A 14,076-nucleotide genomic window follows, 5' to 3' on the forward strand; every position below is an offset into this window, starting at 1 on the left:
GCGGGCGCTCACAGGTTGCCCTGGATCGCGTCGCAGACGGCGTCGAGCGAGGCCTGCACGTCGGCATCGGCACGCCAGAGCGCATCGAACCTGGGCTTCAGCGCCGCGCCGATCTGCGGGCTGTTCTGGTGGCTCGGCAGCACGTTGCCCTCCTCGATGGCGGCAGAGACATTGGCCATCTGCTCGGCGGGGATGAGCTTGTTGGCCTCGGTGAAGGCGGCGCTCCCCAGCACCGACTTGCGCGCCGGCGGGAAGAACTGCGCCATGACCGCCACGTTCTCGGCATTGGTCATATGGGCAATGAACGCCTTGGCCAGCTCCGGCTGGTCGCTCTCGGAGAACACCACGAGCCCGGCCTGCCCGATGATCGGCGAGGCGCCGGCGGGGCCGGTGGGCAGCGGCGCGATGCCCCAGTTGAAGCCCGCCTCCGCCATCCGCGAGGCGCGGCTGATCTGGTTGATCGTCATCGCCGCGCCGCCCGAGAAGTAATCGCCCTGCTCGCCCGGCGGCACGATCGAGCCATCCTCGAAGACCATCTCGTGGAGCTGGGTGATCGCGGCCACGGCCTCGGGCTTGTTGAAGCCGCATTCGCCGTCCTTCCAGGCGTAGCCGCCATAGGCGCGGATCGGCGGCATGATCGCATGCATGATCCGCGTGTCGTAGCCCTGGCCGTCCTTGAACTCGAAGCCGTAGGGCGCGCCCGAGTCCTTCAGCGCCTTCGCCACCTCGCGGAACTTGTCCATGTCCCACTCGCCCTTGGCGGCGAGCGCCAGCGGGTCTTCGAGCCCGGCGGCGTCGAACATGTCCTTGTTGTAGTAGATCATGAAGGGCGAGGTGGAGAAGGGAACGCCGTAGATCGCGTCGCCGTCCTTCCAGAGGCCCATCGCCGGCTCGGAGAAGTCGGCGAGGTCGTAGCCCTCGGCGGCCTCCAGCGCGGGTGTCAGCTCCTGCACCGCACCGGCGGCGACGAAGGCGGGCATGCTGTCTTCGAACATCCAGCCCAGATCGGGCGGGTTGCCGCCGGCGAGCTGGAAGGTGAGCTTCTGGATGTAGTCGCCCGCCGGGATCGTCTCGAAGGTGACGGTGGCCTCGGGGTGGGACGCCTTGAAGCTCTCGGCGATGCCGTTGAGCATGGCGAGGTGGGCGTCGTTGCCCGTCCACACGGTGAAGCGCAGCTCCTCGGCGGCCAGTGGGGCGGCCAGCACCAGCGCGATGGCTGTGGCCGACAGGCTCTTTCTCAGTGTCATGGTTTCCTCCCTTGAAATGTTGGTCTTCCGGTCTTGTCGTCGTCAGCTTGGCCCCGGCAGCGCGGACATCGCGTCGCCGATGCCCCACCCGCCATCGACCGGGATGTCGGCCCCGGTGATGTAGCCGCCGCCGTCGGAACAGAGCATGAGCACCGGCGGCACGATGTCTTCAGGGGTGCCGGGGCGCGCGGCGGGGATCTTGGCGGTGACGGCGGCCACGAAGGCCGGGTCGTTGTAGCGGTCGGCCATGCGTTCGGTGCGGATCGCGCCGGGCGAGACGGCGTTGAGCGTGACCCCCTGCGCCGCCACCTCGCGCGCCAGCGCACGCAGGGCGGTGAGCTGGGCCGATTTCATCGCGGCATAGGCCAGGGTCTCGGCCCGAGGACGGGCCTGCATGATCGAGCCGAGGCAGACCACGCGCCCCCAGCCCCGCGCAGCCATGCCCGGCACGAGACCCTGCAGGAGCGCGATGAGCGACAGGAAGTTGGCCTGCACATGGGCCTGCACGGTCTCGGCGGGCAGGGTCTCCCAGGGGCCGCGGCGCTCGATGGCGGCATTGGCGATGAAGATGTCGACCGGGTGCCCTTCGAGCGTGTCCAGCAGCGCCGCAGCCGCACCCGGCGCGGTGAAATCCCCGGTGACGATCCGGGCCTCGCGGCCCAGTCCGCCGATCTGCCGGGCGACTTCATCGGCCGCCTCCGGCTGGCCGTGGTGATGCAGAACCAGATCGGCGCCCGCACCGGCCAGCCCGAGGGCGATGGCCCGTCCGATGCCGGAGCTTGCGCCGGTCACCAGCGCCCTGCGGCCGGTGAGGGAGCCCCCGGTCACGCCCGTGGGCCTCCGGGCCCGGGGTCGCCGGCCACCTCGAGCGAGGCGAGGTCTGCGGCCTCGTAATGCGCCTCGATGCTGGCGCGGGCGGCCTCCACCGCGCCGGCGCGGATGGCCTCCAGCACCGCCTCGTGCCGCGCGATGGTGTGCTCCCAATCGGCCTTCGTGCGGTTGGAGCGGCGCGAGAACAGCTCCGACACCTCGCGCTGGATCGAGCCGAGGCCCTCCATCTGCACCTTGATCATGCTGTTGCCGGTGGCCGCCGCCATGCCGAGGTGAAAGGCGATGTCGCATTCGGTAAAGCCGCCCGGCTCGAGAATGGTCTCGCGCATCAGCTGCGTGGCCTCCTCCATCCGGGCAATCCCCTCCGGCGCGCGGCGCTCGGCGGCGAGCTGGGCGATGCCGGTCTCGACCACGCGGCGCATCTCGTTGGCCTCGCGCAGGCGCTTGAGGCTGGAGCGCACGGCATAGCCGTAGAACCTGTCGAGCGGTTCGCCGTTCAGCGCCTTGGCGCGGGCCACCTTGCCCTGTTGGGTGTGGATCAGCCCCACGCCCGCCAGCTGGCGCAGCGCCTCGCGGGCGATGGGCTTGGAGATGCCGAACTCCCTGGCGATCTCGCCTTCCGAGGGCAGCGCCTCGCCCGGCGCGATCCGGCCTTCCAGCAACGCCCCGGCGATGGATTGCGACACCGCATCGGCCAGCCGCCCGGTAGGGGGCATCGCTTCGAAAAGGGCTTCGGACTTCCGCTTGTCGATCATCTCGGCCTCTCGCTGTTGGAGTGACGTTAGGCGAGGCCTCCCAACTTAGCAACTAGGTTTTTTAGTTGTTATGTTTTTCAAATCTGCTACCCCTTGCCGGAGATCGGATGCGACGGAGGAGCACAGCGCATGGCGGGCGAAGGGGATCACAAGATCTCGGAAATAAGGGTTTTTCCGCTGGTTCAGCGGCTGCCCCAGCCGACGCGCACCTCCTGGGGCACCTACGACTCGGTCTCGATCCTGCTGGTCGAGGTGCGCACCTCCTCCGGGCTATCGGGCGTGGGCGAGGCGCTGGCGCGATTCGCCCCGCAGGGCTACGCCGAGCTGATCGAAAGCGCCCTCGCGCCCCGGCTGCTGGGCCGGGATGCCACCGCCATCTCCGCCCGCTGGGCCGACATGCGCCGCGCCCTCTCGGGCCGCGCGGGCGGCATGCTGATCGAGGCGATCTCGGCCGTCGACATCGCGCTCTGGGACATCCTGGGCAAGGCGGCCGACCTGCCGGTCTGGCAATTGCTGGGCGGTGTCGGGCGCAGCCATGTGCCGGTCTACGGTGCCTCGATCCGCTGGGGCGACGATGCGCAGGCCGATGCCGATGTGGAGGCCATGCTGGCCCGCGGCCTCACCGACATGAAGGTCAAGATCGGCGGCCCGGTGGAGGCCGCCTGCGCCCGCATCGCGCGGGTTCGCGCAAGGGCCGGGGCGGAGATCACCCTCACCGCCGATGCCAATTGGGCCTACAGCCTCGACGAGGCCGTGCAGGTCGCCCGCGCGCTCGAAACCCACGGCTATGCCTGGTTCGAAGAGCCGCTGCGCCCCGAGGACGAAGCGGGCTACCGCAGCCTGCACCGCCACACCAGCGTGCCGCTCGCGGCGGGCGAGAGCAACTATACCCTCGACCAGGCCATGCCGCTCGTCCGCGACCGGGTGCTCTCGGTCCTTCAGCCGAATGTCACCCGGTCCGGCGGGATCACCGAGGCCCGCCGCATGGCCGAACTGGCCGCGATGCATGACATCGCCTATGCGCCGCATGTCGGCATGTCGGGCATCGTCTGCGAGGTGGCGAGCCTGCACCTGGGCGCGGCCATGCCCAACACCCGCACCATGGAATGCGCCGCCAGTCCCAATCTCTTCCGCGACGGGCTGGCCGATATCGTCCCCGGCCACGCGCGCATCGAGAACGGCCGTGTCGCCGTGCCCAACGGGCCGGGGCTGGGCCTCACCCTCGACTGGGACGCGGTCAAGGAGCTTGCGGCATGAGCGACGCCACGATCACCGATGTCATTGCCCATCCGCTGACCCAGCAGATGCGGCGGCCCACCGTCACCTCCTGGGGCACCTACAGCGAGGTGTCGATGGTGCTGGTGGAGGTTCGCACCGATGCGGGCATCACCGGCGTGGGCGAGACCCTCGCCCGCTTTGCCCCCAGAGCCTATGCCGAGGTGATCGAGACCTTGCTCAAGCCCCGGCTCCTCGGCCGGCCCGTCGCCGACATCGCGGCCCACTGGCAGCAGATGCGCCGCGCCCTCTCGGGCCGCGCGGGTGGCATGCTGATCGAGGCGATCGCGGGCGTGGACATCGCGCTGTGGGACATCATGGGCAAGCGCGCGGGTCTGCCGCTGGCCACCCTCCTCGGCGGCTGCAACCGCAGCGAGATCGACGTTTATGCCGCGGCGGTGAACTGGGGCGACGACGCCCAGGCCGATGCGGAGCTGGAGCGCTTCATCTCGCGCGGGTTCCCCCGGATCAAGGTCAAGATGGCCCGCCCGGTGAAGGAGGCCTGCCGCCGGATCGAGCGGATGCGGCAGCGCGCCGGTGACGGCATCGAGCTTTGCGTGGATGCCAACTGGGCCTATGGGCTCGACGAGGCCATCGAGGTGGGCCGGGCGCTCGCGGCCAACGGGTACTTCTGGTTCGAGGAGCCGCTGCGGCCCGAGGACGAGCAGGGCTACGAGCAGCTGCGCGCCCGCTGCGACGTGCCGCTGGCGGCGGGGGAGAGCAACTACACCGTCGACCAGGCCATGCGGCTGGTGAGCAACCGCACGCTGTCGATCCTGCAACCCGATGTCGCCCGCGCCGGCGGCGTGACAGAGACCCGGCGCATGGCCCTGCTCGCTGGGGCGCATGACGTGGGCTACGCCCCGCACATCGGCATGTCGGGCATCGTCTGCGAGACCGCGAGCGTGCACCTCTCGGCGGCCATGCCGAACTTCCGGGTGATGGAATGCGAGGGCGACGAGAGCCCCTTCAAGGTGGATATCGCCGATCTCAAGCCCGGGTGCCTGCGCCAGCAGAACGGCACGCTCGACGTGCCGCGCGGGCCGGGCCTGGGCCTCGAGATTGACTGGGACGCGGTGGCACACCTGCGCAGCAACTAGAAACGGCGCCCCGGCCGGGGCAAGGAAGGACGCGATGCAATGACAGACCAGACCGAGGCCATCCGGCAGGGGATGCTGCTGGCCAACCCGCAGCTCAGCCGGTTCGACCCGATGCGCCGGATCATCTGCCACGACGACTTCAGCCGCGGGCATTGCGGCTGGTCGCAGCTGGTGGGCAACTACGAGGGCAGCCTTGACACCATGCTGCCCGGCTACGCCCAGCACACCAGCGCCATGCTCTCCACCCTGGCCCATTGGGATGCGGGCTCCCACGGCGGCTACGACAGCTCCTATGCCCTCAAGATCGCCACCCGCCCGCGCCCCGGCGCGCAGAACGTGGCAATCAAGCGGCTGACCATGCGCCACCGCGGGCCGATCCGCTTTGAGGCCTATGTGACCTGCAAGCCCGAGGCCACCGAGCTTCGGCTGGGCGACAATGACGTGCGCTCCTGGGGCTTTCTCTTCGACCTTCAGGCGGGCGACAAGGTGGCCGAGCGGCGGGTCATGCCGCACCTGCGCTTTCTCAACGCCGACCAGGGCGAGACCCTGCGCAAGTGGCAATACAAGCCCGGGCAGACCCGGTTCACCGACATCGGCAGCGAGAAGAAGACCGCAAGCCACTATCACCTCTCGCCCGATGGCTGGGTGGACCTGCCGGGCGGCGACCAGCTGATGTGCTACAACGAGATCGCGACCAAGGTGAACTGGCACTACATGTGCTTCGATTTCGACCTCGAGACGATGCGCCCCCTGGCGTTTCGGGTGAACGACCGGGAGTTCGACGTGACGGGCTTCGAGTCGATCGAGATCCCCGCCATGCCGAACCTCTGGAACATGCTCAACTTCGCCTTCTTCGTGGAGACGGACGCCGCAAAGCGGGCGTTTCTCTACATCGATTCGGTCTGCATTTCGGGGGATTTCTGATGCTGCCCGAGAACATCACCGCAATTCTGGCCCGCAACGAACGCTGGGAGGGCGCGGCGGCGACCGAGCCTTTCGAGGCCGGATGGGCGCGCGAGGCCGTGCTCTTCGTCCGCTCGCTGAAGGCCCCCGAGGGCGCGCAGCCCGCGCTGAGGGTGCAGATCTCGCCCGACGGGATGCACTGGCTCGACGAGGGCGCGACGGTGCAGGTGCCCGCCGAGGGCGCGCTTGCGGCGGTGCGGCTCGCGCACTTCGGCAACTGGCTGCGGCTGGCCGGCGATTTCGAGGCCGGAAGCGCCGCAACGGTGCTGGTTACCCTGCACCTGAAGGCCTGAGCGCCGCCCCTGCGATCGGCGTGCAGTCGGCCACTGCCCTGTCGGGACGCCGGTGACACCCGATCGGCGGGAGATGGACGCCCGGCCAGCTTCTGCTGCCCGTTCAACTCCACCGCCGAGATGCTGGAGCCGGTCTCCGCCGTCGACCGGCTTGAGCTGCGCAGCACCCCCGGCCTCTTCCACACCCAGATCGGCGAGGGAGGCAGCATCCGCGGGTGCGAGGCCCGCCCGACCCGGATCGGCGAGGTGCGGGTGGCCGACAATCCGGGCCGCTGCGAGCCCGGCACCGGCGAGATGAACCACCCCGCCACTGTCCGCGCGCGCGACGTGATGGGCTACGCCTGCCTCTCGCGCCTGGCGGGCGACCCCGAGGCCGCGCCCGGGGCCTTCCGTGCCGCCTTCGGCCCGCAGTGAGCCCGTCCGGCCCGGCTCAGGCGCACAGGGCAGGGGGCGCGGTCTCTGGCTCCGGGCTGCGTGCGCTGACCTCGCGCAGGTGCACCCCGAGAAGCACGAGGCCCGGCCAGAGCATGTAGGCCTCGATCTCGATGTTCTCGCCGAAGGAGAGCAGCACCATCGTCATCAGAATGCCCAGCGGCAGCCGTCCACCGGGGTGGCGTGCGGCGTCGAGAAGGGCGAAGCCCACGTGCCAGGCCATCGGCACCAGCAGCGCGAAGAACCCCACCAGCCCCTTCACGAAGAGCAGGCCGAACCAGGTGTGGTGGCTGCCGATCGGCATGTATTCCACCGCGTGCGAGCCGGGATGCACCGTACCGTGCCCGAACCAGGGCGCCTCGTTCTCCCAGCGCTCGCGGGCGATCCGCTGCAGGGTCTCCCGAACCCGCGTGCTGTCGGCCCGCGCGCCCTTGAAGGCCGAGACGGCATCCTGCGCCAGCGTCACCAGCGTGGTGCCCACCACCGCGAGCGAGGCGGTGAGCGCCGCCGTGACCTGCCACGCCCAGCCGCGCAGGATCAGCGGCAGCATCCGCGGCCCCACCGTGCAGGCGACGAGGCCGACGAGCCCCATGCGGGACTTGGAGGCGAGGATCATCAGCACCCCCGCCGCCACGCCCGCCGCCATCCAGCGCCGGTCCTTCTCTTCCAGCGCGAAGAGCACCATGATGACCCCGAGCAGCGCCGCGAAGGGCGACCAGGGGGCGTAGAACTGCCAGCGCGGCGTCCAGCTTGCCGGATCCCAGGTGAAGAAGAACACGCTGAAGTACTCCGGCCCCGGCCCGCCGATGGCCTTCAGAGGCGAGGTGAAGATGCGCTCGGGCAGGCCGATGTAGGGGGCGGCCAGCAGCACCGGCGCCAGCGCCAGCGTCCAGAGCCCGACCACGCATTGCCCCCGGATCAGCACCTCCCGGCGGATCTGCAAGACCGCGCCAGCGAGCGGAAACAGCGCCAGCAGCGCCCAGCCCTTGGCCCAGCCGATCGAGCTCTTGATCGTCTGCTTCAGCCCCAGCCCCCAGTCGAGGTGCCCGGCCCAGAGCGCGACGAGCATCACCGCCATGCCGATGAACCAGGCCCAGACGAGGGGCGGCACCGGGCCGGTCGGGCGCAGGTCGTCGCGCAGCGCCGGGCCGAGGTAGAGCGCCAGCGCCGCCAGCCCGCCCAGGAGCCAGGCCAGCACCGGCCCCACGACATAGAGCGCGCCCAGAGCGTAGAATGGCCACGTCCAGATCAGCGCCTTGTAGACCATCCGCTCGGGGCCGGTGAGCCCGGTCATGCACCCGGCTCCGGGCGGGCCAGCAGGCGGCCGATCAGGGCGCCGCGCATCCAGCCCAGCAGCAGACCGAAGAGCATCATCAGCGTCGCCGCCACCCCGGCGGCCAGTGCCAGCTTGCGGTTGGGAGACGAGGGATCCTCGGGCAACGAGGGATTCTCCAGCACCTGCACCAGCGGGTAGGAGGCATAGACGTCGGACTTGGTGGACTGGGTCCGCGCGATGGCGCTGGCGAAGACCGCCTCCGCCACGCTGAAGTCGCGCTGCAGGTCCTGCAGACGCGCGGCCGGCGCGGCCAGCTGCTTCTGCCTGGCAAGCTCCCCGGCCAGCCGCTCGGAGAGAGTGTCGTGCTGCCGGGCCACGCCCGCGCGCTCTGCCTCCATCCGCACCAGCTGCGCCAGCAGCTCGGCGCGGGCGCCGTCGGGCGCGAGGTCGAGCGCGGCCAGATCGGCCTCGCCCAGCCCGGTCACGCCCACCGCGCGGGCCAGGATCGCCTCCCGCGCCGAGCCATGGGCGGCCCGGGCCACCTGAACCTTGGGATGCCCCTCGCCATAGGCCGACCGTGCCTCGGCCAGGGTTGCGGCATGGGTGGCAGCCTCCTGCGTGAGCGCGGCGAACTCGGCATCGGCATAGAGCTTCAGCGTTGCGGCGGCGGCCCGCGCCGGCAGGCCCAGCGTGGCCTCCAGCGCGGCGACGCTCTGCGTCTTCTCGCTCAGCGTGGCTTCCACGTCGCGCACGCGGCTCTGCAGCTGGCGGGTTTCCTCCACCATCGCGTCATACTGGTCGGCCGAGATCAGCCCCGTCTCGCCCTGCAACGTGGCAATGTCCTGCCGGGTCGCCGCCACAGAGCTGCGATATTCCGAGATCGCGGCCAGCCCGCTGTCCTCGCGGGTGGCCATCTCGTCGGCCCGAAGCGCATCGATCTCGGCGAAGAAGGCCGCGATCAGGGCATCGCCGCGTGCCTGCGCCGTCTCCGGGCTGCCGCCCGCCATCTCCACGTGGATCAGGCTGGTCTGGTCGACGAGGTTGATCCGGGGCGCGCCGAACTCGCGGCGGGTCATCCCCATAGCGCCGGCGGCGGCATCCACGATCCGGTCGGCCCCGATCAGGCGCTTGTAGGTCTCGGTCGGGCTCACCGCGTTGCTGGCGAAGGCGGAGTTGGCATAGGACGAGGCCTGGCCGATCCCGTTGAGGTTCATCGAGGCCGAGGCGCCCGAGCCGGGCAGGATCAGCGAGGCGGTGGACTTGAAGGTGAGCGGCGCGGTCCGCAGGTAGCCCGTGACCGGCGCCCAGATCGCCGCCCCGCCCATGAGCGCGAAGGCAAGATACCGGGGGAAGCGGCCCAGATCGCCAATCCGCCCGCCCAGCAGGATGCGCTTGCCGGTCAGGCGGCGCTTGCGGGCAGGCTTGGCGGGTTGAAACGTGTCTTGCAGGGTCATCGGGCTTCTCCTTTGGCGAGGACCATAGAAGAAGCAGCCCTGCCTCGCCGCCGCGCGGGCGGGGAGGGCCGTGGGGTATCAGGGGGTGGGGGCTATCCGATGGGGTAGGGTGGGGGGCGTGCCTGCGGTCCGTGTGAGCGCGCCGCCGGATCAAGGGTCAACCGGGGAGGCCGTCGATCGTCTCGAGGGCGGCAAGGTCGTCGTCCCAATCCGCGCGATCGGCGAAGCAGATGTGCGCGTTGGGCTTCATTCCGATCAGGCCATCGAGTGAGCCTGCCGGCACCACAACCATGCCATCGTCTGCCTGCTCAAAGGGCAGCGCGGACCCGCACCTGGTGCAGAAGCACTTTGCGTGTCGCGACCCGGAAAGCCGGAAGCTTCTGACACTTGCCTCGCCCGACAGCCAGGTGATCCTGGCCGCCGAGAAGAACAGGTTTGCCGAATGGGCTGACCCGGTATCCTTGCGGCAGCGCGAACAATGGCAAAGAAAGAAGGCTTCGAAAGCGCCGGATATGGAGAACGTCGCATCGCCACACAGGCACTGCCCGGTCGCAGGGTCGGTCATCGGAAAATCCATCAGAACTCAAGCATCAAGTCGCCCGCAAGATTTGGATTGACGGGCGGCCTGCCCGCGCATCCCCCACACCCCCCTCAAAACAACCCCGCCTCCCGGGCCATCAGCGCCGCCTGGGTGCGGTTCGAGGCGCCGACTTTCCGGTAGAGGGTTTTCATGTGCAGCTTGATCGTCGGCTCGGTGATGTCGAGGTCGCGGGCGATTTCCTTGTTGGATTTGCCCTCGGTCAGCCCTTTGAGCACCTGCAACTCGCGCGGCGTGAGCTTGTCGGCCATCGGATGGGTGGGGGTCTCGTCGGCGGCGGTCATGAAGTCGATGGGGGCGTATTGCTCGCCCATCGCCATGAACTTCACCGCGTTGATCATCGACTTGGCGGGCAGGGTCTTGGGCACGAAGCCCGCCGCACCCGCCTCCAGCGCCTTCTCCGCGATCTCCTTGGTGGCCTCGCCCGAGAGCAGTGCCACGCGCTGGCCGGCCCCGAGGGCCAGCGTTGCCTTCAGCCCGTCGAGTCCGTTCATTCCCGGCATGTTGAGGTCGAGCAGCACGAGGTCGAAGGGCTCGTCGGCCGCTTCGATCAGTTTGTGGGCCGCGGGCAGGTCGGGCGCGGTCTCGGTCTTGATGTCACCCTGGCTCTGCAGGAACATCACGAGGGTGTCCCGCAGAAGGTCGTGGTCATCGGCAATCAGAACGCGCATCGGAGGCTCCCGGGTATCCGCACTGGTAGAACGCTTCCCTCATATCTAACCCGCGGGCGAACGGAAAGGCACGGCGAATTCGGCCAGACTTTATCCCCTTCGGATAGGTTTTCGCGCCGCAGGTAATAGCCTGTTAACCAACGCGCCGCGCACCTCTCCTCCCGCTCCGTTGAGCCGGGAGGGGGGCGGGGGGCATGAGAGGGCAACTTCCTGAACCACAAGGATTTGCCTGATGAAAGCCGCCACGTTCGACCTGCCCCTCACCGCCGTCACCCCGGCCCTCCCCACCGCCAGGCTGGCCGCGCTGGGCCTCGACCTTGTCGATGCCACGCCTGCCCGGACCATCGCCGCCCTGCTCGCGCCGGGCCGCCGCCGCGCCTTCTTCATGAACGCGCATTGCTGCAACGTCCATCGCCGCAACCGGGCCTACCGCGAGGCGGTGGCCGGTGCCGACGCGCTGCTGCCCGACGGGATCGGCGTTGAGCTGGCGGGCCGGATGACCGGCCAGCGCCTCACCGCCAACCTCAACGGCACCGACCTTGTGCCTGCCCTGCTCGAGCAGGCCGCCGCGCAGGGCAAGTCGGTCTATCTCTTCGGCGGCAAGCCGGGCACCGCCCGCGCCGCCGCCGCCGCCCTCCAGGCCCGCATCCCCGCGCTGACCATCGCCGGCACCCGTGACGGCTACGACGGCGCCGCCGATGCCGATGCCGTGGTCGACGACATCAACGAGAGCGGCGCCGACATCGTGCTGGTCGCCCTCGGCGTGCCGATGCAGGAGCTCTGGCTGCACCGCCATGCCGGGCAGCTGAACGCGCCGCTCACCCTCGGCGTGGGTGCGCTGTTCGACTTTCTCGCCGGCAACGTCAGCCGCGCCCCCGCCTGGCTCCGCAAGGCCAGGGCCGAGTGGGTCTGGCGGCTGGCGCAGGAGCCGCGCCGCATGGCCCGCCGCTACCTTGCCGGCAACCCGGGCTTCCTCGCCCGCGCCGCCCTCAAGGCCTGGGGCCCCGAGAGCCTTGCCGCCGCGCAGAGCCGCCTGCTCGACGTGACCCTCTCCTTCACCGCGCTGGTGCTTCTCTCCCCCGTGCTGGCCGTGACCGCGCTTGCGATCAAGATCGACAGCTCCGGGCCGGTGCTCTTCCGGCAGACCCGCGTCGGCCACAACGGTCGCCCCTTCACCATGCTGAAGTTCCGCTCGATGGGCGTGGATGCCGAGGCCCGCCGCGCCGCGCTCCTGGCCAGCTCCGACCGCGAGGGCGTGTGCTTCAAGGCCAAGGCGGATCCGCGCGTCACCCGCGTCGGCCGCTTCATCCGCCGCTTCTCGATCGACGAGCTGCCGCAGATCATCAACGTTCTGAAAGGCGAGATGGCCATCGTCGGTCCGCGCCCGGCGCTGCCGGTCGAAGTGGCCGCCTATCCGCCCCGCGCGCTGGGCCGCCTCGCGGTCAAGCCCGGCCTCACCGGCGTCTGGCAGGTCTCGGGCCGTGCCTCCGTCGGCTTCGACAAGATGGTCGAGATGGACCTCTCCTATGCCGCCTCGCGCACCCTGCTGCTCGATCTCTCCCTCATCGCCCGCACCTTCGGCGCCGTGCTCGGCGGCCGGGGTGCCTACTGACCCCAACCTGACCCCACACCACCCCCAGCTCTCACAAAGGACCACCCCCATGACCCACGTTCGCAAAGCCGTCTTCCCCGTCGCCGGAATGGGCACCCGCTTTCTGCCCGCCACCAAGTCGATCCCCAAGGAGATGCTCCCGCTGGTCGACCGCCCGCTGATCCAATACGCGGTGGACGAGGCCCGCGAGGCCGGGATCGAGGAGTTCATCTTCGTCACCGCCGCCGGCAAGGGCGCGCTGGAGGATTACTTCGACACCGCCGCCGCGCTGGAGCAGCGCATCGAGGCCGCCGGCAAGGCCGATGCCCTGGCCGCGCTGGAGCGTACCCGGATGCCCGAAGGTGCGCTCAGTTTCCTCCGCCAGCCCAACCCGCGCGGCCTCGGCCACGCCGTCCGGCTGGCCCGCAAGCTGGTGAGCGACGAGCCCTTTGCCGTGCTGCTCCCTGATGATGTGATCCGCGCCCGCCGCGGCGCGCTGGCCCAGATGGTCGAGGCCCACGCCCGCACCCGTGGCCACATGGTCGCCACGATGGACGTGCCGCGCAGCAAGGTCTCCGCCTACGGGGTGCTCGATGTGGCGCGGCGGGACGGTCGCGTTGCCGTGGCCCGCGGCATGGTCGAGAAGCCCCGCGCCGAGGCGGCCCCCTCCACCAGCGCCGTGATCGGGCGCTACATTCTCGAGCCCTCGATCTTCGACAAGCTCGAAACCCTGGGCCCGGGTGCCGGCGGCGAGTTGCAGCTGACCGATGCCATCAATGCCGACCTGCCCCGCGCCGGGGTTTGCGGCTACGCCTTCGAGGGCGAGCGGTTCGACTGCGGCTCGATCCAGGGCTTCGTCCAGGCCACCGCCGCCTTCGCGCTCGATCGCCCCGAGCTGGCGGGCGAGCTGCGCGGCTTTCTCGCCGAACGCAGCGCGCCCCTGCGCCAGGTGGCCTGAGCCGACCCTATCCCGAAGGATAGGTCCCTATCCGCCTGACCCATTGGGTCGGGCGGGTGTTCCGTGGGATAGAGTTCTACAGGAAACCAAGGAGCCCATGATGCTGCGCAGATTCATCCCGTCGCTGGCGATTGCCGCGTTCGCCGCCCTGCCGCTCGCCGCGCAGGAGCTCGCCGCGCCTGAGGGCGAGGTGATCCTCACCCTCTCCGGCGAGATCGCCACCACCAACGCCGGTGACACCGCCCAGTTCGACCTCGCCATGCTCGAGGCGCTCGGCACCGAGACCATCGAGACCACCACGATCTGGACCGAGGGCACCAACACCTTCGAGGGCGTCTCGCTCAAGGCGCTGGCCGAGGCCGCCGGCTTCGAGGGCGGAACCCTGCGGGCCACCGCGATCAACGACTACGCCGTGGAGATCCCCGTGACCGATGCCGTCGAGGGCGGCCCGATCGTGGCCTACCGCATGAACGGCGCCGAGATGTCGGTGCGCGACAAGGGCCCGCTCTGGATTGTCTACCCATATGACGCCAGCGCCGAGTATCGCACCGAGGTGATCTACTCGCGCAGCATCTGGCAACTCGACCGCATCGTCGTGACCGACTAAGGCTGAACCGGCCCGCGCCGCCCGC

At 69.9% G+C, this 14,076-nt stretch carries 15 protein-coding genes; 8 read left to right on the forward strand and 7 right to left on the reverse strand.

Annotation, left to right across the window (positions count from 1 at the left end; all coding sequences use genetic code 11):
- Positions 1–8: 8 nt before the first annotated feature.
- From BUR94_RS01290 to BUR94_RS01300, 3 genes are read right to left on the reverse strand one after another with little or no spacing between them, the layout of a single operon-like run.
- Entirely contained in the window at positions 9–1,247 is a 1,239-nt protein-coding gene (locus BUR94_RS01290; protein WP_074254467.1) for an ABC transporter substrate-binding protein, read from the reverse strand.
- A 42-nt stretch (positions 1,248–1,289) separates the two neighbouring features.
- Positions 1,290–2,075, reverse strand: a complete 786-nt coding sequence (locus tag BUR94_RS01295) for an SDR family NAD(P)-dependent oxidoreductase (RefSeq protein ID WP_074254468.1) — start codon at positions 2,073–2,075, stop codon at positions 1,290–1,292.
- The gene (locus BUR94_RS01300; protein ID WP_074254469.1) at positions 2,072–2,833 is read right to left on the reverse strand and encodes a FadR/GntR family transcriptional regulator; all 762 of its coding nucleotides are present in this window, start codon (positions 2,831–2,833) and stop codon (positions 2,072–2,074) included. The genes BUR94_RS01295 and BUR94_RS01300 overlap by 4 nt, the downstream gene beginning before the upstream one ends.
- A gap of 129 nt (positions 2,834–2,962) precedes the next feature.
- Here BUR94_RS01300 and BUR94_RS01305 point away from each other — a divergent pair, with 129 nt between their 5' ends.
- The 5 genes from BUR94_RS01305 to BUR94_RS01325 all read left to right on the forward strand — a co-directional run bounded on the left by BUR94_RS01305 (position 2,963) and on the right by BUR94_RS01325 (position 6,878).
- Positions 2,963–4,090 (forward strand): mandelate racemase/muconate lactonizing enzyme family protein, encoded by a 1,128-nt coding sequence (locus BUR94_RS01305; protein WP_074254470.1) that lies wholly within the window; start codon positions 2,963–2,965, stop codon positions 4,088–4,090.
- On the forward strand, positions 4,087–5,208 hold the full coding sequence (locus BUR94_RS01310; protein WP_074254471.1) for a mandelate racemase/muconate lactonizing enzyme family protein: 1,122 nt from the start codon (positions 4,087–4,089) through the stop codon (positions 5,206–5,208). Before BUR94_RS01305 ends, BUR94_RS01310 begins: the two co-directional genes overlap by 4 nt.
- 39 nt (positions 5,209–5,247) lie before the next feature.
- A complete protein-coding gene (locus BUR94_RS01315) occupies positions 5,248–6,132 on the forward strand; it encodes a DUF6772 family protein (protein ID WP_217694038.1) in 885 nt (294 codons plus the stop codon).
- A complete protein-coding gene (locus BUR94_RS01320) occupies positions 6,132–6,464 on the forward strand; it encodes a hypothetical protein (protein ID WP_074254472.1) in 333 nt (110 codons plus the stop codon). Before BUR94_RS01315 ends, BUR94_RS01320 begins: the two co-directional genes overlap by 1 nt.
- Before the next feature lie 120 nt (positions 6,465–6,584).
- Positions 6,585–6,878: a hypothetical protein gene (locus tag BUR94_RS01325; protein ID WP_074254473.1), complete on the forward strand. Its 294-nt coding sequence runs from the start codon at positions 6,585–6,587 to the stop codon at positions 6,876–6,878.
- Between the two features lie 16 nt (positions 6,879–6,894).
- Here the strand turns inward: BUR94_RS01325 and BUR94_RS01330 are convergent, their stop codons facing one another.
- The 4 genes from BUR94_RS01330 to BUR94_RS01345 form a co-directional block, all read right to left on the reverse strand.
- Complete coding sequence (locus BUR94_RS01330; protein WP_074254474.1) at positions 6,895–8,190, reverse strand: O-antigen ligase family protein; 1,296 nt, start codon at positions 8,188–8,190, stop codon at positions 6,895–6,897.
- Positions 8,187–9,626, reverse strand: a complete 1,440-nt coding sequence (locus BUR94_RS01335; RefSeq protein WP_074254475.1) for a GumC domain-containing protein — start codon at positions 9,624–9,626, stop codon at positions 8,187–8,189. Before BUR94_RS01335 ends, BUR94_RS01330 begins: the two co-directional genes overlap by 4 nt.
- Positions 9,627–9,783: 157 nt before the next feature.
- Positions 9,784–10,203, reverse strand: a complete 420-nt coding sequence (locus BUR94_RS01340; protein ID WP_217694039.1) for a GFA family protein — start codon at positions 10,201–10,203, stop codon at positions 9,784–9,786.
- Between the two features lie 74 nt (positions 10,204–10,277).
- On the reverse strand, positions 10,278–10,895 hold the full coding sequence (locus tag BUR94_RS01345; protein WP_074254476.1) for a LuxR C-terminal-related transcriptional regulator: 618 nt from the start codon (positions 10,893–10,895) through the stop codon (positions 10,278–10,280).
- A gap of 232 nt (positions 10,896–11,127) precedes the next feature.
- Between BUR94_RS01345 and BUR94_RS01350 the strand changes: the two genes are divergently transcribed.
- From BUR94_RS01350 to BUR94_RS01360, 3 genes are all read left to right on the forward strand, one after another.
- Complete coding sequence (locus BUR94_RS01350; RefSeq protein WP_074254477.1) at positions 11,128–12,507, forward strand: WecB/TagA/CpsF family glycosyltransferase; 1,380 nt, start codon at positions 11,128–11,130, stop codon at positions 12,505–12,507.
- A gap of 49 nt (positions 12,508–12,556) precedes the next feature.
- Positions 12,557–13,444: a UTP--glucose-1-phosphate uridylyltransferase gene (locus BUR94_RS01355; protein ID WP_074254478.1), complete on the forward strand. Its 888-nt coding sequence runs from the start codon at positions 12,557–12,559 to the stop codon at positions 13,442–13,444.
- Positions 13,445–13,544: 100 nt separating this feature from the next.
- Positions 13,545–14,051 carry a putative pterin-binding protein gene (locus BUR94_RS01360; RefSeq protein ID WP_074257525.1) on the forward strand — a complete coding sequence of 169 codons (507 nt, stop codon included), beginning with the start codon at positions 13,545–13,547 and terminating at the stop codon, positions 14,049–14,051.
- The last annotated feature ends 25 nt before the right edge of the window (positions 14,052–14,076 follow it).

This window comes from Vannielia litorea (assembly GCF_900142295.1).
Classification (GTDB): domain Bacteria; phylum Pseudomonadota; class Alphaproteobacteria; order Rhodobacterales; family Rhodobacteraceae; genus Vannielia; species Vannielia litorea.

What these genes read in the sequence shown, in the direction of transcription:
- BUR94_RS01340 (WP_217694039.1), bottom strand. Translation starts at nt 10,203, where the DNA reads ATGGATTTTCCGATGACCGACCCTGCGACCGGGCAGTGCCTGTGTGGC.
- BUR94_RS01335 (WP_074254475.1), bottom strand. Translation starts at nt 9,626, where the DNA reads ATGACCCTGCAAGACACGTTTCAACCCGCCAAGCCTGCCCGCAAGCGC.
- BUR94_RS01360 (WP_074257525.1), top strand. Translation starts at nt 13,545, where the DNA reads ATGCTGCGCAGATTCATCCCGTCGCTGGCGATTGCCGCGTTCGCCGCC.
- BUR94_RS01300 (WP_074254469.1), bottom strand. Translation starts at nt 2,833, where the DNA reads ATGATCGACAAGCGGAAGTCCGAAGCCCTTTTCGAAGCGATGCCCCCT.
- BUR94_RS01355 (WP_074254478.1), top strand. Translation starts at nt 12,557, where the DNA reads ATGACCCACGTTCGCAAAGCCGTCTTCCCCGTCGCCGGAATGGGCACC.
- BUR94_RS01315 (WP_217694038.1), top strand. Translation starts at nt 5,248, where the DNA reads ATGACAGACCAGACCGAGGCCATCCGGCAGGGGATGCTGCTGGCCAAC.
- BUR94_RS01345 (WP_074254476.1), bottom strand. Translation starts at nt 10,895, where the DNA reads ATGCGCGTTCTGATTGCCGATGACCACGACCTTCTGCGGGACACCCTC.
- BUR94_RS01320 (WP_074254472.1), top strand. Translation starts at nt 6,132, where the DNA reads ATGCTGCCCGAGAACATCACCGCAATTCTGGCCCGCAACGAACGCTGG.
- BUR94_RS01305 (WP_074254470.1), top strand. Translation starts at nt 2,963, where the DNA reads ATGGCGGGCGAAGGGGATCACAAGATCTCGGAAATAAGGGTTTTTCCG.
- BUR94_RS01325 (WP_074254473.1), top strand. Translation starts at nt 6,585, where the DNA reads ATGCTGGAGCCGGTCTCCGCCGTCGACCGGCTTGAGCTGCGCAGCACC.
- BUR94_RS01290 (WP_074254467.1), bottom strand. Translation starts at nt 1,247, where the DNA reads ATGACACTGAGAAAGAGCCTGTCGGCCACAGCCATCGCGCTGGTGCTG.
- BUR94_RS01310 (WP_074254471.1), top strand. Translation starts at nt 4,087, where the DNA reads ATGAGCGACGCCACGATCACCGATGTCATTGCCCATCCGCTGACCCAG.
- BUR94_RS01330 (WP_074254474.1), bottom strand. Translation starts at nt 8,190, where the DNA reads ATGACCGGGCTCACCGGCCCCGAGCGGATGGTCTACAAGGCGCTGATC.
- BUR94_RS01350 (WP_074254477.1), top strand. Translation starts at nt 11,128, where the DNA reads ATGAAAGCCGCCACGTTCGACCTGCCCCTCACCGCCGTCACCCCGGCC.